The sequence below is a fragment of the Streptomyces sp. NPDC102274 genome, assembly GCF_044766385.1.
GTDB lineage: Bacteria > Actinomycetota > Actinomycetes > Streptomycetales > Streptomycetaceae > Streptomyces.
In genome coordinates, this window is record NZ_JBIWLW010000003.1 from 200,110 (window position 1) to 223,718 (window position 23,609).

Genomic DNA, 23,609 nt, shown 5'->3' on the forward strand with positions numbered 1-23,609 from the left:
GGTGGCCGATAGCCTCCCTGGGGTGTCCGTACATCTCACCGATCCCGAGCAGCTCAAGGAGCTTCTCGGGATCCCCTTCACCCCGGAGCAGACGGCCTGCATCACCGCGCCGCCCGCCCCGCAGGTCATCGTGGCCGGAGCCGGTTCCGGGAAGACGACGGTGATGGCCGCCCGGGTGGTGTGGCTGGTGGGCAGCGGACAGGTCGCCCCCGAGCAGGTCCTCGGGCTGACGTTCACCAACAAGGCGGCGGGCGAGCTCGCCGAGCGGGTGCGCAAGGCGCTCGTACGGGCCGGAGTCACCGACCCCGACGCCATCGACCCCGAGCACCCTCCCGGCGAGCCCAGCATCTCCACCTACCACGCCTTCGCGGGCCGGCTGCTCACCGACCACGGCCTGCGGATCGGTCTGGAGCCGACCGCCCGGCTGCTCGCGGACGCCACCCGCTTCCAGCTCGCCGCGCGGGTGCTGCGGGACGCGCCGGGACCGTATCCGGCTCTGACAAAGACGCTTCCCGCGCTGGTCAGTGATCTGCTCGCGCTCGACGCCGAGCTGGCCGAGCATCTTGTCGGGCCCGCGCGGCTCGGCGCGTACGACACCGACCTGCTGCGCACCCTGGAGGGTGCGCGGCTCAGCAACGCCGAGCTGCGCAAGGTCCCGGAGACCGCCGTCGCCCGTGGTGAACTGCTCGAACTCGTCGGGCGCTACCGCGCCGCCAAGAGCGCCCGCGAGCTCCTCGACTTCGGCGACCAGATCGCCCTTTCCGCCCAACTCGCCACCACCAGACCCGAGGTCGGCGCCCTCCTCCGGGACGAGTTCCGGGTCGTCCTGCTCGACGAGTACCAGGACACGTCGGTCGCGCAGCGGCTCCTGCTCTCCGGGCTCTTCGGCGGCGGCACGGGACACGCGGTCACCGCGGTCGGCGACCCCTGCCAGGCGATCTACGGCTGGCGCGGCGCCTCCGTCGCCAATCTGGACGACTTCCCGGCCCACTTCCCGTACGCGGACGGCCGCCCGGCCGCCCGCTTCTCCCTCAGTGAGAACCGCCGCAGCGGCGGCCGTCTCCTGGACCTCGCCAACGGCCTCGCGGAACCGCTGCGCGCGATGCACGAGGGCGTGGAGGCACTGCGCCCGGCGCCCGGCGCCGAGCGCGACGGCGGGGTGCGCTGCGCGCTGCTGCGTACGCACGCGGAGGAGATCGACTGGCTGGCGGACTCGATCGCCCATCTGGTGCGCACGGGCAAGGAGCCCGCCGAGATCGCCGTGCTGTGCCGTACGGCCGGGGACTTCCCGGAGATCCAGGGCGCCCTGGTGGCCCGCGATGTGCCCGTCGAGGTCGTCGGCCTCTCGGGACTGCTCCATCTCCCCGAGGTGGCCGACCTCGTGGCGATGTGCGAGGTCCTCCAGGACCCCGGCGCCAACGCCTCCCTCGTACGGCTGCTCACCGGACCCCGCTGGCGCATCGGCCCGCGCGATCTGGCGCTGCTCGGCCGCCGGGCCCGGCTGCTGGTCCACCGGGGTACGGGCGCCGACGGGGACGACGACCCCGACGCGCGGCTGGCCGCGGCGGTCGAGGGCACCGACCCCGCCGAGGTGATCTCGCTCGCCGACGCCCTGGACACCTTCCTGGAGTCGGCGGGCGCGCCGGAGGACGGACTGCCCTTCTCCGCCGCCGCCCGGGTCCGGTTCGCCCGGCTCGCCACCGAACTGCGCGAGCTGCGCCGGTCGCTCGCGGACCCTCTGATGGACGTCTTGCACCGCGTCCTGGCCACGACCGGACTGGAGGTCGAGCTCTCCGCCTCCCCGCACGCGCTGGCCGCCCGCCGCCGGGAGACGCTGGGCAACTTCCTCGACATCGCCGCCTCGTTCGCGGCGCTCGACGGCGAGGCCGGGCTGCTGGCCTTCCTGGCGTTCCTGCGTACGGCCGCGCAGTACGAGAAGGGCCTGGACAACGCGCTGCCCGGCGGCGAGAACACGGTGAAGGTCCTCACCGCCCACAAGTCCAAGGGGCTGGAGTGGGATGTCGTCGCCGTGCCGGGGCTGGTCGCCGGACAGTTCCCCAACGGCAAGGCGCGCGAGTCGTGGACGTCCCAGCCGAAGGTCCTCCCGCACGCGCTGCGCGGTGACGCGCCGACCCTGCCGGAGATCACGTCCTGGGACGCGAAGGGCCTCAAGTCCTTCAAAGAGGCCATGAAGACGCACCAGCACACCGAAGAACTGCGCCTCGGCTATGTCACCTTCACCCGTCCGCGCTCGCTGCTGCTCGGCTCGGGCCACTGGTGGGGGCCCACGCAGAAGCGGCCGAGGGGCCCGTCCGATTTCCTGCACGCTCTGTACGACCACTGCGCGGCGGGCTTCGGCGAGATCGAGGCATGGGCGGACGAACCGGAGGAGTCGGAGGACAACCCCGCTCTGCGGACGGAGGGCGTCTCCCACGTCTGGCCGCTTCCGCTGGACGGGCCGTCGCTGACCCGCCGGCGCGTGGCGGCGGACACGGTGCTGACGTATCTGGAGGAGCTGGGGAGCGACGGAGGCGGGCCGGCCGAGTCTGCGGACCCGGCCGATCCGGAGAAGCCGGCCGATCCGGCCGATCCGGAGGAACTGGCCGATGTGGAGGAGCCGTCCGATCCGAACGAGCCTGCCCATCCGCATGTGCGGGCCGGCCTGGACGAACCCGACGATCCGTTCGACGGCGAGTCGCCGGACGAGGACCCCTTCGACGTCGACCTGTCCGGCGCGGATCTGTCCGACTGGGACTCCTGGACGACCGCCCCCGGCGCCGACGCCCCCGATGCCGACGCCTCCGGTGCCGACGCCCCCGGCGCCGACGCCCCCGATGCCGACGCCCCCGGCGCCCACTCCGCGGCCGCCGTCCCCGCTCCCCGGCAGGCCGGGGAGGCACCCGCCGACCACCCCCGCCTCACCCCCGAAGAGAGCCGCACCCTCGCCTCCTGGGACCGCGATCTCGACGCCCTCGCCGGTGAGCTGCGCCGCGCCCGCGCCACCGTCCGCGACGTCCCCGTACCACCGTCGCTCTCCGCCACCCAACTGCTGCGGCTCGCCGCCGACCCCGACGGCTTCGCCCATGAGCTGGCCCGGCCCATGCCGCGTCCGCCACGGCCCGCCGCCCGCAGGGGCACGCGGTTCCATGCCTGGGTGGAGTCGCGGTTCGAGGAGCTGCCGCTCCCGATGCTCGGCCCCGACGAGCTGCCCGGCGGCGAGGACGACGAGCCGGAGATCGCGGACGAACGCGATCTGGCCGCGCTCAAGGAGGCGTTCGAGCTGACGCCGTACGCCCGGCGCACGCCGTACCGCGTGGAGGTACCGTTTCAGCTCACCCTCGCGGGCCGCGTGATCCGGGGCCGTATCGACGCCGTCTACCGCCATGCCCATGCCGACCCCGCGACCGGCGCGGAGACCTTCACGTACGAGATCGTCGACTGGAAGACCGGCCGTGCCGGGACGGCGGACCCCCTTCAGCTCGCTGTCTACCGGCTGGCCTGGGCCGAGCAGCACGGCCTCCCGCCGGCCGCGGTCACGGCCACCTTCCTGTATGTGAGGACCGGGGAGGTCGTCCGTCCCGGCCGTCTTCCCGGCCGCCCGGAGCTGGAGCGGCTCCTCACCGAAGCCCCGGACGGCCCGGAGGAGACCGCCCAGGATGGCCAGGACGGGGCCGCTCCGGAAGGCACGCACGGGACCCGGGACACACTCACGGACGAGCGATCCTCACAACCGGCAGACGGGACCGCCCTCTGAGCCCGTTAGGCTCGTAATCATGAGCGACACCCCGGACAGCGTCGTCCGTACGTACATCCAGACCCACCGCACCGCCTTCCTCGCCGACCTCGCCGACTGGCTGCGCATCCCCTCCGTGTCCGCCGACCCCGACCACGACGCTGACGTGCGGCGCAGTGCCGACTGGCTCGCCGCGAAGCTCAAGGAGACCGGGTTTCCGGTCACCGAGATCTGGGACACCCCGGGCGCCCCCGCCGTCTTCGCGGAATGGCCCTCCGAAGACCCGGACGCCCCGACCGTGCTGGTCTACGGTCACCACGATGTCCAGCCCGCCGCCCCCGAGGACGGCTGGCACACCGACCCCTTCGAGCCGGTCGTCCAGGACGGCCGTATGTACGCGCGCGGCGCCGCCGACGACAAGGGGCAGGTGTTCTTCCACACACTCGGCGTACGGGCGCATCTCGCCGCCACCGGCCGCACGACACCCGCCGTCCACCTCAAGCTCCTCGTCGAGGGCGAGGAGGAATCGGGCTCCCCGCACTTCCGCGCGCTGGCCGAGGAGCGGGCCGGCCGCCTCGCCGCCGATGTCGTGATCGTCTCGGATACGGGCATGTGGTCTGCGGACACCCCGACCGTCTGCACCGGTATGCGCGGGCTCGCCGACTGCCGGATCGAGCTGTACGGCCCCGACCAGGACATCCACTCCGGCTCCTTCGGCGGAGCCGTCCCGAACCCGGCCACCGTCGCCGCCCGTCTCGTCGCGGCCCTGCACGACGAACACGAACGCGTCACGGTCCCCGGCTTCTACGACGGTGTGGCCGAACTCACCGAGGCCGAGCGCGCCCTGATCGCGGAGCTGCCCTTCGACGAGAAGGAGTGGCTGCGCACGGCGAAGTCGCACGGCACCCTCGGCGAGGCGGGCTTCTCCACCCTGGAACGCGTCTGGGCCCGCCCGACCGCCGAGGTCAACGGCATCGGCGGGGGCTACCAGGGCCCGGGAGGCAAGACGATCATCCCGTCCTCCGCCCATCTGAAGCTCTCGTTCAGGCTGGTCGCGGGTCAGGACCCGGACCGTATCGAGCGGTCCGTACGCGACTGGGCCGAGGCCAGGATCCCGGCCGGTATCCGGATCAAGATCAGCTTCGGCGCGGCCACGCGTCCCTGTCTGACCCCGCTGGACCATCCCGCGCTCCAGTCGGTCGTACGGGCCATGGGCCGCGCCTTCGGGCAGAAGATCCGCTTCACCCGGGAGGGCGGTTCAGGACCGGCCGCCGACCTCCAGGACGTGCTCGGCGCCCCCGTGCTGTTCCTGGGCATCTCCGTACCGTCCGACGGCTGGCACGCGCCGAACGAGAAGGTCGAACTCGACCTGCTCCTCAAAGGTGTGGAGACCACGGCCCACCTCTGGAGCGAGCTGGCTGCCCCCGCGCCGGGGACAGGACCCGCGCGTTGAACGCCCCGCCCTGTCCCGCCGCATACTCCGCTGACCAGAAACCAATCCACCCGGGGGAGTTGGAAGTACCTGTGAGCACCATCAGCAGTGACGCCACCGCACACCGACCCATCGGCCTCACCGCCCCCAGCGGTATCGACCGCGCGGCGCACCACCGCCTCGACGAGGCATGGCTGGCGGCTGCCTGGAGCCATCCGACGACCCGCGTCTTCGTGGTCTCGGGCGGCCAGGTGCTGATCGACGACACCCCTGACGGGCGTACCGAACTGGTCATGACCCCGGCCTTCGAGGCGCCGCTCACCGAGACGCACCGCTACTTCCTCGGTACGGACGAGGACGGAGTGCGCTATTTCGCGCTCCAGAAGGACTCGCTCCCGGGACGGATGGACCAGTCGGCGCGGCCCGCGGGGCTGCGCGAGGCCGGGATGCTGCTCTCCGCGCGCGACGCGGGCCTGATGGTGCACGCGGTGGCGCTGGAGAACTGGCAGCGGCTGCACCGCTTCTGCTCCCGCTGCGGCGAGCGCACCGTGATCGCGGCGGTCGGCCATATCCGCCGCTGCCAGGCCTGTGGCGCCGAGCACTACCCGCGTACCGACCCCGCGGTGATCATGCTCGTCACCGACGAGGACGACCGCGCGCTGCTGGGCCGCCAGGTCCACTGGCCCGAGGGGCGGTTCTCCACGCTGGCGGGCTTCGTGGAGCCCGGCGAGTCGATCGAGACATCCGTGGCCCGCGAGGTCTTCGAGGAGGCGGGCGTCACCGTGGGCGAGGTCGAGTACATCGCCAGCCAGCCGTGGCCGTTCCCGTCGAGCCTGATGCTGGGCTTCATGGCCCGCGCCACGTCCTCGGACATCACGGTGGACGGCGAGGAGATCGAGGAGGCGCGCTGGTTCTCTCGGGAGGATCTGCGGACGGCGATCGAGACGGGCGAGATCCTTCCCCCGGCCGGCATCTCCATCGCCGCGCGCCTGGTGGAGCTCTGGTACGGCAAGCCCCTGCCGAAGCCGCTGCCCTGATCACCGGCCGGAGTCCGATCAACCGCCGGAGTCCGAGCACCGCCTGTCTGTACGGCACACGACAGAGCCCCCGCGGACAGCGGTCCGGCGGGGGCTCTGTCGTGCGATGGCCGCGTCGTCAGACGCCGACCTTCTGCTTGACCTGGGCCAGCGAAGGGTTCGTCAGCGTGGAGCCGTCGGGGAACAGCACTGTCGGTACCGTCTGGTTGCCGCCGTTCGCCTTCTCGACAAAGGCCGCCGACTCCGGGTCCTGCTCGATGTTGATCTCGGTGTACGCGATGCCCTCACGGTCCATCTGGCCCTTGAGCCGACGGCAGTATCCGCACCACGTGGTGCTGTACATCGTCACAGTGCCCGGCATGTCTCTCGGCTCCTCTGCCTCGTCGAAATCTCGGACATCTCGCTGAATGCGTCGCCCGCAGTCTGTCGAACGCGCGTAACCCGGCCACCATTCCCCAGGGCGCACGGCCATCCACAGGACCGGTCGTACGAACGCATCGGTACGACCGGTGCGGCACCCCTGTGGACAACCGCCGCACCTGTCCCGGGAGACCTGGCAGCATGGCGGGGTGACAGCAGCAACGCACTCCCCACTGTTCCCGCGGGAATCCGACGTCGGCCAGATCGTGCCCCCGCCGCGCGACGCCGACGCGGTGCTCGACGCGCTCGACCCCGAGCAGCGCGAGGTGGCGACGGCCCTGCACGGTCCGGTGTGCGTGCTGGCCGGGGCCGGCACGGGCAAGACGCGCGCGATCACCCACCGGATCGCGTACGGCGTGCGCGCGGGCATCCTCCAGCCCGGCAGCGTGCTGGCCGTCACGTTCACCAACCGCGCCGCGGGCGAGATGCGCGGGCGGCTGCGCCAGCTCGGCGCGGGCGGGGTGCAGGCGCGTACGTTCCACTCCGCGGCGCTGCGCCAGCTCCAGTTCTTCTGGCCCAAGGCGGTCGGCGGGGAGCTGCCCCGGCTGCTGGACCGCAAGGTGCAGTTGGTCGCCGAGTCCTCGGCCCGCTGCCGGATCAGGCTCGACCGCAATGAACTGCGCGATGTCACCGCCGAGATCGAGTGGGCCAAGGTCACCCAGACCGTGCCGGCCGACTATCCGGCGGCCGTCGCCAAGTCCTCCCGCGAAGCTCCGCGTGACGCTGCGGAGATCGGCCAGATCTACGGGATGTACGAGCAGCTGAAGCGCGAGCGCTCGGTGATCGACTTCGAGGACGTCCTGCTGCTCACGGTCGGCATCCTCCAGGACCGCCATGACATCGCCGACCAGATCCGCCGTCAGTACCAGCACTTCGTGGTGGACGAGTACCAGGACGTCAGCCCGCTCCAGCAGCGGTTGCTCGACCTGTGGTTGGGGGACCGGGAAAGCCTCTGTGTGGTCGGTGACGCGAGCCAGACCATCTACTCCTTCACCGGCGCCACCCCCGACCATCTGCTGAACTTCCGCACCCGGCATCCGGGCGCCACGGTCGTGAAGCTGGTCCGTGACTACCGCTCCACCCCGCAGGTGGTCCACCTCGCCAACGGCCTGCTCAACCAGGCGCGCGGCCGGGCCGCCGAGCACCGTCTCGAACTGATCTCGCAGCGCGAGCCCGGCCCCGAGCCGGTCCGCGCGGAGTACGCGGACGAGCCCGCCGAGGCCGAGGGCACCGCCCGCCGTATCCGCGATCTGATCGCCGCGGGCGTGCCGGCCGGCGAGATCGCCGTGCTCTACCGGATCAACGCCCAGTCGGAGGTCTACGAACAGGCTCTCACCGACGCGGGCGTGCCCTACCAGCTGCGCGGCGCCGAGCGGTTCTTCGAGCGCCAGGAAGTACGGGAAGCGGGCGCTGCGCTGCGTGGTGCGGCCCGCTTCGGGGGCAATGACTCCCTGCTCGACGATGTGGTCGAGCTGCCGTCACAGGTGCGGGCGGTGCTCTCCACGAAGGGCTGGACCACCGAACCCCCGGCGGGCTCGGGCGCCGTCCGTGACCGCTGGGAGTCGCTGGCCGCCCTCGTCCGGCTCGCGGAGGACTTCGTACGGGCCAAGCCGTCGGCGACGCTCGCCGATCTGGTGGCCGAGCTGGACGAGCGCGCCGCCGCGCAGCACGCGCCGACGGTGCAGGGCGTCACGCTCGCCTCGCTGCACGCCGCGAAGGGCCTGGAGTGGGACGCCGTGTTCCTGGTCGGTCTCACCGAGGGCATGATGCCGATCACCTACGCCAAGACCGACGAGCAGATCGAGGAGGAGCGCAGGCTGCTCTATGTCGGTGTCACCCGGGCACGGTCGCATCTCTCCCTCTCCTGGGCGCTCTCCCGCTCTCCCGGCGGCCGGGCCTCCCGGCGGGCCACCCGCTTTCTCAACGGGCTGCGTCCGGGGTCCGTGGCCCCGGGTGCCCGGGGCGCGGGAGCGGGAGCGGGCGGTCCCGTGGAGCGCGCGGGCGCGGCCCGGCGCAAGCGGCGCGGCCCGGTGCTGTGCCGGGTGTGCGGCAAGACGCTGACGGACGCCGGCGAGATGAAGCTGATGCGCTGCGAGGACTGTCCCTCGGACATGGACGAGGCGCTCTACGAGCGGCTGCGTGACTGGCGCGCCGACCAGGCACAGCTGCTGAGCCAGCCCGCCTACTGCGTGTTCACCGACAAGACGCTGATGGCCATCGCCGAGGCTGTGCCCGGGAGCCCGGGTGAGCTGGCCGGGATCGCCGGTGTCGGCGGCCGCAAGCTGGACCGGTTCGGAGCCGATGTACTGGCCATCTGCGCAGGTGAAGAGCGCGCGGAAGCCGATCGGGACAGCTGAGGCAAACTCGGCCCAAAAATAGTTTGCGCCCGCCCCGGGAATCCCCATAGGTTCTTAACCACGGAAACAACGGCTTCTCCGAAGCCCCGTTACCGTGCTCTACTTGTCCACATACGTGTGACGGGCCTTCGGGCCGGTCCTTGAGACGCCGAGAGGAGGCGATTCCAGTGATCAGCATCAACGCAAGCTTCATCAGCACCGCCAAAATGACCGATCTCTCGGTCGTCTCCGTCTGCCCGCTCGGCATCTCCCGTTCCGAGCTCATCGCCAGTGGTCTGTCCGGCGCCTCCGCCGTCCGTCCCGCAGGTCTGTCGGCCCTTCCTGTCCGGAAGTGCGCCGGCAATGTCCTGGAGCGCAATGAGCGACCGAGCGGGGCACTGGAAGCAGGAGTAGCAGCGGCAGAGGCCAAGGCCTATGCCTTTGCGGCGACCGGTGCCGAAACGAAGAAGCAGACGCAGCACCACATGATGTGGGCCTTCCGTGGGCTCGAACCCTGGAGTGATCCAGCCTGATCCACCATCAGGCCGGCGCCTTCAGGGCCGCGGAACCCCACCCGGGATCCGCGGCCCTTCTGTTTGTCCCGAACGGGAGAGACAGAGCGAAGGGGCCTCGGGACACGCACCACCCGGTACCAGCCGACACCCGGCCAACAGGCCGGACCGACCAGACGAGGAACGACACCCCGTGCAACTCGAAGCGCACGCCCCGTCCGTACCGCCTTCCGAATCGATCACCCCGCCCGGCCCCACGGAGGACTCCACCTTGACCCCGCTCACCGCGCTCACCGCGCTCGACGACGCCATCGAGAACCTCGGCGTGCCCGTTCCGTGCCGTGCCTACGACCCGGAGGTCTTCTTCGCCGAGTCCCCGGCCGATGTCGAGTACGCCAAGGCGCTCTGTCGCACCTGCCCGCTGATCGAGGCCTGCCTCGCCGGCGCCAAGGAGCGGCGCGAGCCGTGGGGTGTCTGGGGTGGGGAACTCTTCGTCCAGGGCGTCGTGGTTGCCCGCAAGCGGCCTCGTGGCCGTCCGCGCAAGAACCCGGTTTCGGCATGAACGTCTCCGGAACCATCGACCGCCCCCTCACGCACGATCCCCAGAAGCAGGCTCCGATGACCTCTTCCCCGAGCGAGCCGTGCGGCTCCGCCACCCCAGTCGTCACCACCATGGGCGCGAACGACTCGCGTCAGAACAGGACCCGCGAGATGCAACTCATTCCAGAAGCCCTGGCACGCGCGCATATGAACGAGCGCATGCGGGAAGCCGACGCGGAACGCCGGGCCGTGCGCCTGGTCGCCGCTCGGCGGATGCAGCGCCGCGCCGAGCGCGTATCGATGCGCGCCCGCCGCGCGCTCGCCATGGCCGTCATGCAGTAGGCGACACCTTCAGACAGCGCCAGTAGCTGTCACTGCGCGGGGGCCGGTCCCGACGGACCGGCCCCCGCGCCGCGTTGTTTTCCACCCGGACCCGGTGGGGCTGTCGTCGCCACGTGCGGTGACTGCTCACGCGTCCACATCAGAGCGGTCGAGGGCAGGCTCGGCTCCGACCGGTGGTGACAGCACCTCGTCCTCGTCGCCAGGCTCCGGCACGAACCCGGGCAGCCATGCCTCCAGCTCGCCCCGGAGCCGTACCGTCGCGCTCAGCTGGCAGAGCACTCCGATGGTGCTCAGCGTCACGCGGTGGATCAGCAGATACGACGGCGGCAGATTCAGCTGCTTGCCCAACTGGTTGGCGGGGGAGCGCGGGTCAGCGATCCGTGCCGCCTGGGCGCGCATCCAGCCGCGGGTGAAGGTGAACTCCTCCACCACCGCCGGTTCGATGATCGGCAGCAGATACTCCAGCACCCCGTCCGGGTCGAGATCGACGGAATCCTTGACGAACCCCTCGTCCCGCAGCAGGTCGTACACCGCCTGGGCGTCGCCCTCCAGTGCCATCCTCAGCGCCTCACCGATCGTGTCGGGCAGCCCACCAGGCAGCCGGTCCACCGTGCCGAAGTCCAGCACGCCGAGCCGCAGTTCACCGTCCGGGCCGTCGTCCCCCTCCCCGGCGTCCGCCGCGGGCAGCAGCCGGAAGTTCCCCGGGTGCGGATCCGCGTGCAGCAGGCCCGTACGCGCGGGGCCCGAGAAGAGGAACCGCGCCAGCAACTGCCCGGCCCGGTCGCGCTCCTCGGGCGTGCCGTCGGAGATCACCTCCGCCAGCGGTTTCCCGTCGATCCACTCCGTGACCAGCACCTGATCGCCCTGGTGCACCACATCGGGCACCACCACATCCGGATCGTCGGCGAACTCCGCGGCGTGCTCCCGCTGTGCCTCGGCCTCCAGGGCGTAGTCCAGCTCCTCGGACACCCGGTCGCGCAACTCGTTGATCAGCGGCTTGATGTCCATCCCCGGGACGAGCGGCCCCAGCAGCCTGGCGAACCGGCTCAGCTGGGTCAGATCCGACAGCAGCGCCTCACCCGCCCCCGGATACTGCACCTTGACCGCGACCTCGCGTCCGTCGTGCCACACCGCCCGGTGCACCTGGCCGATCGAGGCGGCGGCCGACGGCTTGTCCTCGAACTCCAGGAACAGCTCGCGCCACTCCTCGCCCAGCCGCTCCGCCAGCACCGCGTGCACCGTACGGGTGGGCATGGGCGGCGCCGCTTCCTGGAGCTTGGTGAGCGCCGCCCGGTAGGGCCCCGCGATCTCCTCCGGCAGCGCGGACTCGAAGACGGACAGCGCCTGCCCGAACTTCATCGCTCCGCCCTTCAGCTCCCCGAGCACCTTGAAGAGCTGGTCGGCCGTGCGCTGTTGCAGCTCCCGCGCGACGATCTCCGCGGACTTCCCGCCGATCCGCTTGCCGAGCCCCCATGTGGCCCGGCCCGCGAAGCCCAGCGGCAGTGTGGCCAGCTTCGCGGTACGGGTGACCGCCTTCCGGGGAAGATCAGACATTGAGCCCCTCCTAGTCCCAGACAGCCATGTCGCGTACGGCGGTTATCCCGCCATTGTGTCGTGCGACGCCGCCGTCCCGGCCATGCGCTCCCCCTCTCTTCGGCCCGCCGCCCCGCAGGGACACTCCGGATGCGGTGCGATCCGTTCCGACCGCCAGTCGAGCAGCGGCAGTGACGCCTCCCACCGCGCACCCGTACTGGCCGGCAGCTCCCCGTCCAGGAACGACAGGGCATGGGCCGCCGCCAGACCCGCCACCGCGGTGGCCAGCCCCAGGTCACAGGCCGGTACGGCGTCGGCACCGCGCCCGGAGCGCCACTGCGCCAGCATCCTCGGCCATCCCGGATCGCGGTCCGCGCGCTCCCCGGCGATACACCCCGCGCAGGCCGTGCCGCCCGGCAACACCAGCGGTCCGACCACGCCCGTGGCCTCGATCACTCCCGTATAGAGATGGGGAGTTCCGGTGGAGATCCAGGGCTCGGCAGGCGCCGGATCGGGGGCGAAGGCCGCGAGCCCGTCCCGCGGGGCGACGATCACCAGCGAGAGACCCGGCTCGCCCTCGCCGCCCGACTCCGCGAACTCCGCCGCCCGTGGCGCGCGTCCGGGCGCGGACTTCCGTACCAACTGCCGGGCCGCCGTGTCCCGGCGGTCACCCACCGACCGCGTCGGCAGTCCGCCGGGTGACACATCCCACACCTGGGCGCACCCGCTGTCCAGCACATCGACCCGCCCGACCCCGGAGGCCGAAAGCACCGCCGCGACCGCCGCCCCCACCCGTCCCGCGCCACGGACCTGGACCCGCGTCGTGCGGCGCGCCGCCAGCCGTCGCACGCCCGCCCCCGGCTCCGGATGGACGACGGAGAGCGATGCCAGATCGGGCCGCATCCGGTCGAGCACCGCCGTCCGTTTCCGCAACGCGTCGGCCGCGCCGCCGCCCGCGTCCGGATCGTCGATCAGCCCCGCCCTGGTCAGCCGTGTCACCAGCGAATCGGCCAGGCCGTCCGGCAGCCCCATCGCGCGGGCCTCCTCCCGCAGCAGCGGCAACCCGCGCGTCCCGTCCAGCAGCTCCAGAAAGCTGCCCGTGGCCGTATCGACCGGACCCACCAGCACCGCGTGCGCGGGGGTGATCCCGAACTGCACGGTCTGCCGCTCCCGCCACGCGCGACGCAGCGCGGGCTTCACCGTCGGATGCATATCGGCCTCCCCATTTGTCTTCTCTCGTCTTGTGCTCTGTTCTCGTCTTGTGCTCTGTGATCACTCCGGAATGTCCCGGGCCCCCGGATTCGTGTTCTCAGAATGCAAGACAGCTCTCGACGGTGCGGAAAGTTATCCACAGCGGGCGTCATTAGTCGTTCAAATCCTGCCGTGCAGGAAGTGGATCAAGGGAGAACCCTCGCGGAGGCGGGACTTCCTCCACACACAGCGGGTAACGTCGTGGCGTGTCCGCCGATCCTTCCCCTCGCCTGGCGGGGGAGACCCCATCGCGCAGCGCCGGAAGTGACGAGCGGCGCGTGCCGGGCCGCCCGCCCCGCGGCCCGGGGACCAGCGCTGTCGAGGTCCGCAGAAGCACCCGCCGCAGCAGAACGGTCTCGGCATACCGCGAGGGCGACCGGACCATCGTGCTCATCCCGGCCCGGATGTCGGAGGCGGAGGAGCGGCGCTGGGTGACGGTGATGCTCGACAAACTCGCCGCGCAGGAGAGCAAGCGCGTCCTCGGCGACAGCGAGCTGACGGCACGGGCCGAGCGGTTGTCGAACCAGTACCTCGGCGGACGGGCCAGGCCCGCGTCGGTCAGATGGGTCACCAACCAGAACACCCGCTGGGGTTCCTGCACCCCCGCCGAGGGCAGCATCCGGCTGTCGCACCGGCTCCAGGGCATGCCGGAGTACGTCGTCGACTACGTACTCGTCCACGAGCTGGCCCATCTGCTCGTGCCGGGACACGGCACGCGCTTCTGGCGCCTGCTGGAGGCGTATTCCCGTACCGAGCGGGCCAGGGGCTATCTCGAAGGCGTGGTCGCGGCGGAGCGGCTGCCCTTTCTGCCCGTCGCGCGGGGGGAATGACGGCCGCCGGCCGCCGGGACTTCTGTCCATTCGGCGATCCTGTACCGAGTGTGTACCGGCTGGGCCGATTGTCAGCCTCAGCCGTTAGCCTGACGCGACGCAATCACCATCCGGATGGGGGACGGTCGTTACGCATGGCCAGGGAATTCCAGCGCGGCCACAAGGCCAAGATCAGTGATCTCACGGCGGGGACCGATCTGTACGTAGGTGTGCAGATCGCCGGCCCCGGGCTGAGCTTCGACATCAGCTGCTTCGGCCTCGACGCCAACGAGCAGCTCTCGGACGACCGTTACTTCATCTTCTTCAATCAGCCGAAGTCCCCTGAAGAATCCCTTCAGTTGCTGGGCGCGCAGGCGGGCGACACCGAGTCGTTCCGGGTGACCCTGGACCGTATTCCGGCGAATATCCACAAGCTCTCGTTCACCGCCACCCTTGACGGTGCCGGACAGATGTCCCAGGTCGGCCCCGGATACATCCGTATCGTCGCGGGCGGCGAGGAAGTTGTCCGATACGCCTTCACCGGCTCGGAGTTCACCACCGAGCGCGCTGTGATGCTCGGTGACTTCTACCTCAAGGACGTATGGCGGTTCGCCGCCGTCGGCCAGGGTTTCGACGGCGGTCTCGACGCGCTGCTGAAGAACTTCGGCGGCGAGGTCGCCGAGGAGGAACCGGCCGTGCCGGAGCCGATCGCCGGCGGCGCCCCGCCCGCCTTCGCCCCGCCCGCGCAGAGCACCCCGCCGCCCGCGTTCGGCGCTCCGGCCGGACCGCCTGCCCAGGCGCCCGCTCCCGCGCCTGCTCCGGCGCCCGCGCCCGCCCCGGTGCCGCGGCCCGTGCACACGGCGCCGACCATCGTGGCGCCGATGACCCCGCCGGGCGGTACGGTCCATCCGCCGGCGCCCGCGCCGTCTCCGTACGGCCAACCCACGCAGGCGCCCGCGCCCTACGGCCGGTCCGAGCCCGCCCCGTACGGTCAGCCGGCGCCCGCGCCCGCCGCCCCGTTCGGACAGCCGGCCCCGACGCCCTACGGTCAGCCCGCTCCCGCGCCCTACGGTCAGCAGCCGCCGGGACCGCCCCAGGGCGTCCCCCAAGGTGTCCCGCAGGGCGTGCCGCGCGGCGGCGCCGGTCTCCAGGCGGCCCTTCAGCCGTACAGGGAACTGCCCACGGGCCAGCGCTGGACCTCGCAGAACGGCCAGCTGATGCGCGTCGACCTCGGCGAGGGCGGCAGTCCGGTCCTCGCCCGGCAGGGCAGCATGGTGATGTACCAGGGCAAGGTCGACTTCGGCTACAAGGGCGCCGGTTTCGCCGGCCGTATCGTCGGCAACGCCACCGGCCAGGAGATGCAGCTGATGCGCTGCACGGGCAAGGGACAGGTCTTCCTCGCCGAGGAGGGCGCACATCTGCACCCCGTCGAGCTCCAGGGCGACGGCATCTGTGTCTCCGCCGAGAACGTCCTCGCCTTCGACGAGAGCCTCCAGTACGAGGTCCGCCGTATCGAGGGCCACGGCATTCCCGGCGGCGCGCTGTTCACCATGCTGTTCCAGGGCACGGGCACCGTGGTCGTCAAGACCCATGGCACCCCGGTGGTCCTGCCCGTCACGCCCACCACCTTCGCCGACTGCAATGCCGTCGTCGCCTGGTCGGCCGCGTCCCAGGTGATCATCTCCAGCCAGGTCAGGCTGCGCCGCAACGCGTACCCCGGCCACAGCGGGGAGACCGTGAACCTCCAGTTCCGGGGAGCCCCCGGCAACTTCATCGTCGTCCAGCCGTACGAGGTCTGAGGGAGCCCGGACAATGAACCAGCAGCTCGCGGGCTATGCCCCCACCCCCGTCGCGGCCCGGATGGAGAACCACGGCCGCGCCATGCTCAAGGTCGCGATGGCCTCGGGCCAGGACCTGTTCGCGCGCACCGGCTCGATGGTCGCCTACGAGGGCTTCATCCAGTACGAGCCGAACCCGCCCGCCATCCGCCGGGTCGCCTCCCAGTGGGTGACCGGCGAGGGCACGCCCCTGATGAAGTGCGCGGGTGACGGTCTGCTCTATCTCGCCGACTACGGCGCGGACGTCGTCGTCATCAACCTCGACAACGACGCGCTCTCGGTCAACGGCACCAATCTGCTCGCCTTCGACGCGCACCTCCAGTGGGGCGTCGAGCGCGTCAAGGGGCTGGCCAAGTTCGCCGGCCAGGGGCTGTGGAACGTACAGATCTCCGGGACCGGCTGGGTCGCCCTGACCTCACGCGGCACCCCGATCGTCGTCGACTGCGGCCGCGGCGAGGACGAGACCTATGTGGACCCGGACGCTCTCGTCGCCTGGTCGCCGGCCCTGAAGGTGAAGGGCAAACGCAGCTTCAAGGCATCGGCGCTGATCGGGCGCGGCAGCGGGGAGGCCTACCAGATGGCCTTCTCCGGCTCGGGAATCGTGGTCGTACAGCCCAGCGAGGACAGCACCGACCGCCTGCGGGTCCAGGGCTGAGGGGGGAGAACACACCATGCAGAGTCCGCTTTTCGCGTACACCGAGCAGCAGTCCCAGGACCGCTACGCGGTACAGAACCCGCAGCTGCTGCGGGTCGCGCTCACCGGCCAGGACGATGTCCTCGCCCGCAAGGGCGCGATGGTCGCCTACCAGGGACTGATCGACTTCGACGGGGAGTACCAGTCGCAGAGCCAGCGCCAGTCCCGCACGCGTACCGGTGAGGGACTGGCGCTGATGCGCTGCTCCGGGCAGGGCACGGTCTATCTGGCCAATCTCGCCCAGTACATCCATGTGGTGGACGTCGACCACGAGGGGATGACGGTGGACAGCGCCTATGTGCTGGCGCTCGACTCCACGCTGCACACCGAAGTCATCGCGGTGGACAGCCAGTACGGGATCTCCGGCTCCGGCAAGTACCAGCTGAACATCTCCGGCCGGGGCAAGGTCGCCCTGATGACCTCGGGCCAGCCGCTGATGATACAGGTCACGCCCGAGAAGTACGTCAACGCGGACGCCGACGCGGTCGTCGCGTGGTCCTCCGGCCTGCGGGTGCAGATGCAGGCGCAGACGCACTCCTCGGGGGTGCTGCGGCGGCGCGGCAACACCGGCGAGGGCTGGGAGCTGAGCTTCCTCGGCCAGGGCTACGCGCTGGTCCAGCCCAGCGAGGTCATGCCGCCGCAGCACGCGGCGATCGGGCAGGGCCTCGGGGCTCAGTTCGGGGTCGGCCAGCAGGGCGCCCACGGCCAGAACCAGAACAACGTCTGGAGTCGTTGACGCGGGAGATTCCGGGCCGGCGGAGGGCCGACGGATGGGAGCGACCGGGTTCCGGACCGGCGGAAGAGGGCGGCTCGCACGGGGCCGCCCCTTCTCAGCGGCTCTCGCGCTCGCAGCCGCTCCCGCCCTTCTCAGCCGTCGTGCCCGTCCCAAGCCTTGAAGCGCGGCCTCGGCCTCGCAGCTCAGCCTCGGCCTCGCAGCGCGGCGCGGGTGCGCTCCACCAGTCGTACGACCGAGCCGTCGCCCACCGTCGCGGCCTCGTCGTAGGAGAACCACCGCAGGTCCAGTGACTCCTCGCTGATCGCCTCGACCGCTCCCGAAGGCGCCAACGCCGCGTACTGGACATCGAGATGCCAGTGGCACGGGGCCGGGATCGCGTGCCGGTCCAGCTGTACGGGGCCGCCCGCCAGCAGCGTCAGCCCCTCGATCCCGGACTCCTCCGTCGCCTCCCGAAGCGCCGCCCGCGCCAGCGAGGTGTCACCCGGTTCGCAGTGGCCGCCCATCTGGAGCCACATGCCGAGCTTCTTGTGCAGGGTCAGCAGAACCCGGCCGCGGTCCGGATCGATCACCAGCGCGCTGGCCGTCAGATGCCCTGCCCCGCAGGACTTCCACATCGCGTCGGGATGAGCGGCCAGATGGTCCTGATAGAGCCCGCGCAGCTCCGGCTGGTCCTCGTAACCCTTCAGTACGAGGACCGCGTCGTCGTGGGGGTTCACTTGCCGCTGTCGCCCTTGTCGTCGTCCCGTCCGGCGTTGTCACCGTCGTCCTTGCGGAGGTTCGGCTTGCCGTCCGCCGCCTCGCCGAGCATCTTGTCGAGCTCGGAGAAGTCCAGCTGTTCGTGGTGGACGAAGCCGTCCGGGTCATCGAGGTCGGACGCCGTCGGCAGCATGTCCGGGTGCTCCCACAGACGGTCGCGGCCGTCGACGCCTCGCGCGTCCGTGAGCGAGGCCCACAGCCGCGAGGCGTCCCGCAGCCGGCGCGGGCGCAGCTGGAGACCGATGAGGGTGGCGAAGGTCTGCTCCGCGGGACCACCGGAGGCGCGCCGCCTGCGCAGCGTCTCGCGCAGCGCGTCGGCGCCCGTGAGCCTGGACTTCGCGGCCTCGTGCACCACCGCGTCCACCCAGCCCTCGACCAGCGCGAGCGCCGTTTCGAGACGGGCCAGCGCGGCCTTCTGCTCGGGTGTGTCCTCGGGCTGGAACATGCCCTGCTGGAGCGCTTCCTGAAGCTCCTCGGGATGGGTCGGATCGAACTGGCCGACCACGTCCTCCAGCTTGGTCGTGTCCACCTTGATCCCCCGGGCATAGCCCTCGACCGCGCCGAACATGTGCGACCGCAGCCAGGGCACATGGGCGAAGAGCCGCTGATGGGCGGCTTCACGGAGGGCCAGATACAACCGGATCTCGTCCTTGGGGACCCCGAGGTCCTTGCTGAACGCCTCGATGTTCAGCGGCAGCAGCGCGGCCCTGTTCGCCGGGCCGAGCGGGAGCCCGATGTCGGTCGAACCGACCACCTCTCCCGCCAGCACGCCCACGGCCTGTCCGATCTGCTGGCCGAACATGGCGCCGCCCATGGAGCGCATCATGCCGATCAGCGGACCCGCCACGGACTGCATCTCCTCGGGCAGCACCTCACCCATGGCCGTACCGACCCGCTCCGCCACCGGATCGACGAGCTGCTGCCACGCGGGCAGCGTCGCCTCGACCCATTCGGCGCGGCTCCACGCCACGGCCGTGTTCGAACCGGAGGGCAGGGACGTCACGCCGTCCAGCCAGATGTCCGCGAGCCGTACGGCCTCCTCGACCGCGGCGCGCTCGGAGGGTCCGACGCTCGCGTCCTTCGTGCCGTCCGGTGTGCCCTGGGCGACCGTCTGGCGGGCGATCTGCTTCGCCATGTCCCAGTTCACGGGACCGCCCTCGTAGCTCAGCATCTGGCCGAGCTGCTGGAAGGCCGCGCCCAGGTCGTTGGGGTTGAGCGAGCCGAACATCGCGGCGAACGGATTGTCCGCACCGCCCGCGCCGCCCGGCATCCCGAACCCCGCGAAGGGGTTCACGGGACCGCCACCGGCACCCTGACCACCTCCGGCGGGGTCCTTCTTCTTGCCGTCGCCGTCCTCCGGCTCCTCCGGCGGAAGGCCGAATCCGAATGGGGTGTCACTCACGGGGTTCCTCGGCTCGTAGGGCCGCCGGCGTGCTGCCGGCGGCGGCTGCCCGGCTACACCACCCAGCCTAAGCGGCACGGGCGGGTCAGGGTGTCTTCGCGGGCCGCGGGCCGCGCCCGGCCGCACTACCCGGGACCCTGCCTTCGACCTGCTGTGTCTCCCGCCTCCGACGGCCCCATACCATTTCGACACCCGGGCGGCTTCCGGGCTCGATGCTCCGCCGGACCATGGCCTGCGGCAGGATGGACATCACCTGGTACGTACGCGTCATTCACGTACGTATTGAAGACAACCGCTGGAGACGCCCGGTGAGTTCCCCAGATCCGCAGGTTCGCGCAGCGCGAAACCGCTCAACCACGCCCCGGTCCCGCGGCCCCGTCGTCGCGGTCACCGGCGCCGCCTCCGGAGTGGGCGACCTGCTCACCCGCCGCCTGGCCGCGTCCGAGGAGATCAAGCAGGTCATCGCCATCGACGAGCGCAGGGGTGAGGTCTCCGAGGCGCAGTGGCACCTCCTCGACGTCCGTGATCCGGCCATCGCGGAGAAGTTGCGCGGGGCGGATGTGGTGGTACATCTCGCGCTCGATCTCGACCTGGAGACCGACGCGACCGCGCGTACGGCGTACAACGTGCGCGGCACGCAGACCGTGCTCACGGCGGCCGCCGCCGCGGGGGTGCACCGGGTCGTGCTCTGCACCTCGGCCATGGTCTACGGCGCGCTGCCGGACAACGACATCCCTCTCTCCGAGGACGCGGAGCTGCGCGCCACCGCCGAGGCGACCGGCGTCGGCGATCTGCTGGAGATCGAGCGCCTCGGCCGCCGCGCGCCCCGCGCGCACCCCGGCCTCAATGTGACGGTCGTACGCCCCGCCGTCCTGGTCGGCGGCACCGACACGGCTCTCACCCGCTACTTCGAGTCGCCGCGGCTGCTCGTCGTCGCGGGATCCCGCCCCACCTGGCAGTTCTGCCATGTCGACGATCTGGTCAGCGCGCTGGAGTACGCCGCGCTGGAGAAGGCCGACGGCGAGTTCGCGGTCGGCTGCGACGGCTGGCTGGAGCAGGAGGAGGTCGAGGAACTCAGCGGCATCCGCCGGATGGAACTGCCGTCGGCGGTCGCCCTGGGGGCCGCCGCCCGGCTGCACAGGATCGGCCTCACCCCCTCGCCCGCCGGCGACCTCGCCTACACCATGCATCCCTGGGTGGTCAGCGTCGGCAGGCTGCACGACGCGGGCTGGCGGCCGCGCTGGACCAACGAGGAGGTCCTCGCCGCGCTCCTGGAGGAGGTGGAGGGCCGCCACACGGTGGCGGGCCGCCGGCTCGGCCGCAAGGACGCCACCGCAGCGGGCGCGGCGGGCGCGACGGTGGCGCTGCTCGGTACGGCCGCGCTGGTACGACGGGCCCGCAAGGCGAGGCGCAGGCTCTAGCAGCGCAGGCTCTGAACGAGCGCTGCGGACCGGCCCCGGGGCGCACCGTCGCGTCCGGCCGCGCGAAAGCGCTGTTCCGCGATGTCAGTGCCGTGCGGCACGATGGGTCCATGGCGAGCACGCATTCCCACCCCGGCGAGCAGGCGGCACAGGACCCGATCCGGCTGCTGGCGATACGCGACACCCCGCTGACCGTCGACGAGGTCTTCCGCGCGGTCGGCGACGACGCGGCCGGCGGCACGGCGCTCTTCGTCGGCACGGTGCGCAACCACGACGGCGGAGCCGACGTCGACACCCTCGGCTACTCCAGCCATCCCACGGCCGAGGCGGAGCTGCGACGCGTCGCGGAGAAGGTCGTCTCCGACTATCCCGTGCGCGCTCTGGCCGCTGTCCACCGTGTGGGTGATCTGGAGGTCGGAGATCTGGCGGTCGTCGTGGCGGTCTCCTGCCCGCATCGCGGGGAGGCGTTCGAGGCCTGTCGGAAGCTGATCGACGACCTGAAACACGAGGTCCCGATCTGGAAGCACCAGAAATTCGCGGACGGCACGGAGGAGTGGGTCGGCGTCTGAAGAGGTCCGCGCGCGCGCTTTGCTCGACCGGCATCGTCTGAAACCCGGTCAGTACCCCTAGGGCCCGATTTGCGTAACCGCACCCCTGCCAGCAGCGTTGGATCAGCAGATGCTTATCTGCTGATCGGTCAGTCAGAGACGCTCACTTGAGGTCGGGAGAACGAAATGGCCGCACTTGCCTGGCTCTTGATTCCACTCTTCGCCGTCATAGGCGCCGGTATATGGGGAAGCTGGGTCTCCAGGGACCGCACGATCGGGGACATAGCCGAGCTCAACGGCTACGCCCGGTTCCGTGACGCGATGGAGAAGGCACCCTCCGGCTCGGTTCCCGCCGAGTCCGACGCCGTCTGACGTCGTCGCGGTCCGTACGTCGTCATCGCGCGGCCCCGCCGCCCGCGACCCCGTACGGACCGGCCCCAGGGGTGTACTGACAGACCCTTCCCGTACTGTCGTTCCATGCCACGCCGCACCGCCACGATGCTCGCCTCCACCCTCGTCCTCATCGCGCTGCTTTGCGCAGGCGTGCTGATCAAAGTGCCGTATGCGGAGATGAGCCCCGGGCCGACGGTGAACACACTCGGTGACGCGGGCGGTGAGCCCGTACTCCGGATCTCCGGCCGCAAGACGTATCCGACCTCGGGTCATCTCAATATGACGACGGTCAGGGTCACCGGCGCGGACTACAACATGAACATCGTCGAAGCGGTCTACGGCTGGCTCGCCCACGACAACGTGGTGGTGCCGCACGACACCCTGTATCCGGACGGCAAGACGGAAGAGCAGTCCACACAGGAGAACGCCGAGGAGTTCAGCCAGTCCCAGGAGAGCGCCAAGGTCGCCGCCCTGCGGCAGCTGAATGTCCCGGTGTCGTCGCGGATCATCGTCTCCTCCGTGATCAAGGGCAGCCCCTCCGAGGGCACACTGCACGCCGGTGATGTGATCAAGGCCGTGGACGGTACGGCCGTCAAGGAGCCGCAGGACGTCGCGAAGCTCGTCACCCAGCACAAGCCCGGCGAGGACGTCTCCTTCACCATCGTCCCGGCCGACGAGGCGAAGGCGGCGGAGAAGGCGGGCAAGGAGCCCCAGGGCGGCGAGAAGGTCACGGTCACCACGGCGAAGTCCCCCGACGACGACCGGGCGATCGTCGGCATCCAGGCCGGGACCGCCCACACGTTCCCGTTCACGATGGACATCAAGCTGGCCGACGTGGGCGGACCGAGCGCCGGGCTGATGTTCTCCCTCGGCCTCGTCGACAAGCTCACCCCCGGCTCTCTGACAGGCGGCTCGTTCGTCGCCGGTACGGGCACGATCGACGAAAAGGGCGAGGTCGGCCCGATCGGCGGTATCGAGATGAAGCTCGTGGGAGCGCGCGCCGCGGGCGCCGAGTACTTCCTCACACCGGACCAGAACTGCGCGGCGGCGGTCTCCGACATCCCCAGCGGCCTCACGCTGGTCAGGGTGAAGACCATCGCGGACGCCACGAAGTCCCTGGACAAGATCCGCGCCGGGGACACGGCCGGCCTGCCGAGCTGTTCGGCGAGCTGACCGGCCGCGCCCCGGGAACGGGAGCGGATAAGGAGTCGCTTACGACTCGAACGTGGCGGAGAGTGCCTCGGCGAGCCCCGGGACCAGCCCCGAGCCGGTGAGGACCTCGCTCGGAGAATCCTTCTCGCGCAGCCGCAGAGCCGACTCCCGGGCGCCGTCACGCAGCACGGCCACGGTCATCCGTACCTCCTGACGCTCCGGGTGGTCGGAGACCCACGAGGCGAGTCCCGCCTCGTCGAGACCTTCCGGTACGGACGCCTCCGCGGACGGCGGCAGCATCAGCCGCTCGACCGTCATCGCGCAGCCCGCCACCGCCCCGGGCCACGCGATGGTGGCGAGGAACTCGTCCAGCGGGGTGCCGGACGGGATCTCGTCCTGCTCGATAGGGGTGAGGGGCGCGACCGCCCCGGCGTCGTCGAGACCCAGCTGGGCCGCGAGCTCCGGTTCGTCGGTGCGCAGCCGCGCGGTGTCGACGAGCGCGAAGAGCCTGGCCGGCTGGTCCCAGCCGAGCCCGGACGCGTACTCGTCGATTTCGAGCACCGCGCGGGTCAGCGGGCTCGCGGCCATGGGAGTGCCTGAGGGAGAGACGTTGGACATGGCCAATATCCTGCCTCCTTCGCACCCGGGTACGGGAACTAGGTAAAGCCTCAGTAAGTTGCATGGGTGGGCTCTACGATCGCGGGGCCCGCTTTTCACACGCTGA

Annotated in this window: 21 protein-coding genes; 15 read left to right on the forward strand and 6 right to left on the reverse strand. The window is 71.1% G+C overall.

All coding sequences use genetic code 11. The features are described from left to right. Nucleotides 1–22: 22 nt before the first annotated feature. The 3 genes from ACIRQP_RS05465 to nudC all read left to right on the forward strand — a co-directional run bounded on the left by ACIRQP_RS05465 (nucleotide 23) and on the right by nudC (nucleotide 6,202). The gene (locus ACIRQP_RS05465; RefSeq protein WP_403883819.1) at nucleotides 23–3,754 is read left to right on the forward strand and encodes a UvrD-helicase domain-containing protein; all 3,732 of its coding nucleotides are present in this window, start codon (nucleotides 23–25) and stop codon (nucleotides 3,752–3,754) included. Nucleotides 3,755–3,773: 19 nt separating this feature from the next. Continuing rightward, the gene (locus ACIRQP_RS05470) at nucleotides 3,774–5,186 is read left to right on the forward strand and encodes a dipeptidase (RefSeq protein ID WP_403883822.1); all 1,413 of its coding nucleotides are present in this window, start codon (nucleotides 3,774–3,776) and stop codon (nucleotides 5,184–5,186) included. Nucleotides 5,187–5,257: 71 nt separating this feature from the next. Beyond that, nucleotides 5,258–6,202 (forward strand): NAD(+) diphosphatase, encoded by a 945-nt coding sequence (nudC, locus tag ACIRQP_RS05475; protein ID WP_403883825.1) that lies wholly within the window; start codon nucleotides 5,258–5,260, stop codon nucleotides 6,200–6,202. A 118-nt stretch (nucleotides 6,203–6,320) separates the two neighbouring features. Here the strand turns inward: nudC and ACIRQP_RS05480 are convergent, their stop codons facing one another. Next, a complete protein-coding gene (locus ACIRQP_RS05480; protein ID WP_249954276.1) occupies nucleotides 6,321–6,563 on the reverse strand; it encodes a mycoredoxin in 243 nt (80 codons plus the stop codon). A gap of 208 nt (nucleotides 6,564–6,771) precedes the next feature. Between ACIRQP_RS05480 and ACIRQP_RS05485 the strand changes: the two genes are divergently transcribed. The 4 genes from ACIRQP_RS05485 to ACIRQP_RS05500 all read left to right on the forward strand — a co-directional run bounded on the left by ACIRQP_RS05485 (nucleotide 6,772) and on the right by ACIRQP_RS05500 (nucleotide 10,352). Further along, nucleotides 6,772–8,979, forward strand: a complete 2,208-nt coding sequence (locus ACIRQP_RS05485; protein ID WP_403883827.1) for an ATP-dependent DNA helicase UvrD2 — start codon at nucleotides 6,772–6,774, stop codon at nucleotides 8,977–8,979. A gap of 167 nt (nucleotides 8,980–9,146) precedes the next feature. Continuing rightward, nucleotides 9,147–9,491, forward strand: coding sequence for a hypothetical protein (locus ACIRQP_RS05490; RefSeq protein WP_403883830.1), 345 nt, complete (start codon nucleotides 9,147–9,149; stop codon nucleotides 9,489–9,491). A gap of 172 nt (nucleotides 9,492–9,663) precedes the next feature. Continuing rightward, nucleotides 9,664–10,032, forward strand: coding sequence for a WhiB family transcriptional regulator (locus tag ACIRQP_RS05495; RefSeq protein ID WP_403883833.1), 369 nt, complete (start codon nucleotides 9,664–9,666; stop codon nucleotides 10,030–10,032). Further along, nucleotides 10,029–10,352, forward strand: a complete 324-nt coding sequence (locus ACIRQP_RS05500; RefSeq protein ID WP_403883836.1) for a hypothetical protein — start codon at nucleotides 10,029–10,031, stop codon at nucleotides 10,350–10,352. Before ACIRQP_RS05495 ends, ACIRQP_RS05500 begins: the two co-directional genes overlap by 4 nt. 126 nt (nucleotides 10,353–10,478) lie before the next feature. Here the strand turns inward: ACIRQP_RS05500 and ACIRQP_RS05505 are convergent, their stop codons facing one another. Beyond that, a complete protein-coding gene (locus tag ACIRQP_RS05505; RefSeq protein WP_403883839.1) occupies nucleotides 10,479–11,906 on the reverse strand; it encodes an ABC1 kinase family protein in 1,428 nt (475 codons plus the stop codon). Nucleotides 11,907–11,948: 42 nt separating this feature from the next. Continuing rightward, complete coding sequence (locus tag ACIRQP_RS05510) at nucleotides 11,949–13,097, reverse strand: TOMM precursor leader peptide-binding protein (protein ID WP_403883842.1); 1,149 nt, start codon at nucleotides 13,095–13,097, stop codon at nucleotides 11,949–11,951. Nucleotides 13,098–13,342: 245 nt separating this feature from the next. Between ACIRQP_RS05510 and ACIRQP_RS05515 the strand changes: the two genes are divergently transcribed. The 4 genes from ACIRQP_RS05515 to ACIRQP_RS05530 all read left to right on the forward strand — a co-directional run bounded on the left by ACIRQP_RS05515 (nucleotide 13,343) and on the right by ACIRQP_RS05530 (nucleotide 17,213). Then, complete coding sequence (locus ACIRQP_RS05515; RefSeq protein ID WP_403883845.1) at nucleotides 13,343–13,966, forward strand: M48 family metallopeptidase; 624 nt, start codon at nucleotides 13,343–13,345, stop codon at nucleotides 13,964–13,966. Nucleotides 13,967–14,100: 134 nt separating this feature from the next. Then, entirely contained in the window at nucleotides 14,101–15,744 is a 1,644-nt protein-coding gene (locus ACIRQP_RS05520; RefSeq protein ID WP_403883848.1) for a TerD family protein, read from the forward strand. 13 nt (nucleotides 15,745–15,757) lie between these two features. Beyond that, nucleotides 15,758–16,438 (forward strand): AIM24 family protein, encoded by a 681-nt coding sequence (locus ACIRQP_RS05525; protein ID WP_403883851.1) that lies wholly within the window; start codon nucleotides 15,758–15,760, stop codon nucleotides 16,436–16,438. 16 nt (nucleotides 16,439–16,454) lie between these two features. Further along, nucleotides 16,455–17,213: an AIM24 family protein gene (locus ACIRQP_RS05530; RefSeq protein ID WP_403883854.1), complete on the forward strand. Its 759-nt coding sequence runs from the start codon at nucleotides 16,455–16,457 to the stop codon at nucleotides 17,211–17,213. A 182-nt stretch (nucleotides 17,214–17,395) separates the two neighbouring features. Here ACIRQP_RS05530 and ACIRQP_RS05535 read toward each other — a convergent pair whose 3' ends face one another. Then, the gene (locus ACIRQP_RS05535; protein WP_403883857.1) at nucleotides 17,396–17,929 is read right to left on the reverse strand and encodes an NUDIX hydrolase; all 534 of its coding nucleotides are present in this window, start codon (nucleotides 17,927–17,929) and stop codon (nucleotides 17,396–17,398) included. Further along, on the reverse strand, nucleotides 17,926–19,371 hold the full coding sequence (locus ACIRQP_RS05540; RefSeq protein ID WP_403883860.1) for a zinc-dependent metalloprotease: 1,446 nt from the start codon (nucleotides 19,369–19,371) through the stop codon (nucleotides 17,926–17,928). Before ACIRQP_RS05540 ends, ACIRQP_RS05535 begins: the two co-directional genes overlap by 4 nt. 308 nt (nucleotides 19,372–19,679) lie before the next feature. Between ACIRQP_RS05540 and ACIRQP_RS05545 the strand changes: the two genes are divergently transcribed. The 4 genes from ACIRQP_RS05545 to ACIRQP_RS05560 all read left to right on the forward strand — a co-directional run bounded on the left by ACIRQP_RS05545 (nucleotide 19,680) and on the right by ACIRQP_RS05560 (nucleotide 22,906). After that, the gene (locus ACIRQP_RS05545) at nucleotides 19,680–20,792 is read left to right on the forward strand and encodes an SDR family oxidoreductase (protein ID WP_403883863.1); all 1,113 of its coding nucleotides are present in this window, start codon (nucleotides 19,680–19,682) and stop codon (nucleotides 20,790–20,792) included. A gap of 110 nt (nucleotides 20,793–20,902) precedes the next feature. Further along, on the forward strand, nucleotides 20,903–21,361 hold the full coding sequence (locus ACIRQP_RS05550; RefSeq protein WP_403883866.1) for a molybdenum cofactor biosynthesis protein MoaE: 459 nt from the start codon (nucleotides 20,903–20,905) through the stop codon (nucleotides 21,359–21,361). Between the two features lie 165 nt (nucleotides 21,362–21,526). Further along, nucleotides 21,527–21,712, forward strand: coding sequence for a hypothetical protein (locus ACIRQP_RS05555; RefSeq protein ID WP_403883869.1), 186 nt, complete (start codon nucleotides 21,527–21,529; stop codon nucleotides 21,710–21,712). 105 nt (nucleotides 21,713–21,817) lie between these two features. Next, nucleotides 21,818–22,906, forward strand: coding sequence for a PDZ domain-containing protein (locus ACIRQP_RS05560; protein WP_403883872.1), 1,089 nt, complete (start codon nucleotides 21,818–21,820; stop codon nucleotides 22,904–22,906). A gap of 39 nt (nucleotides 22,907–22,945) precedes the next feature. On the opposite strand, the gene ACIRQP_RS05565 is transcribed toward ACIRQP_RS05560, so the two are convergent. Further along, nucleotides 22,946–23,503 carry a PPA1309 family protein gene (locus ACIRQP_RS05565; protein WP_403883875.1) on the reverse strand — a complete coding sequence of 186 codons (558 nt, stop codon included), beginning with the start codon at nucleotides 23,501–23,503 and terminating at the stop codon, nucleotides 22,946–22,948. Between the last annotated feature and the right edge of the window lie 106 nt (nucleotides 23,504–23,609).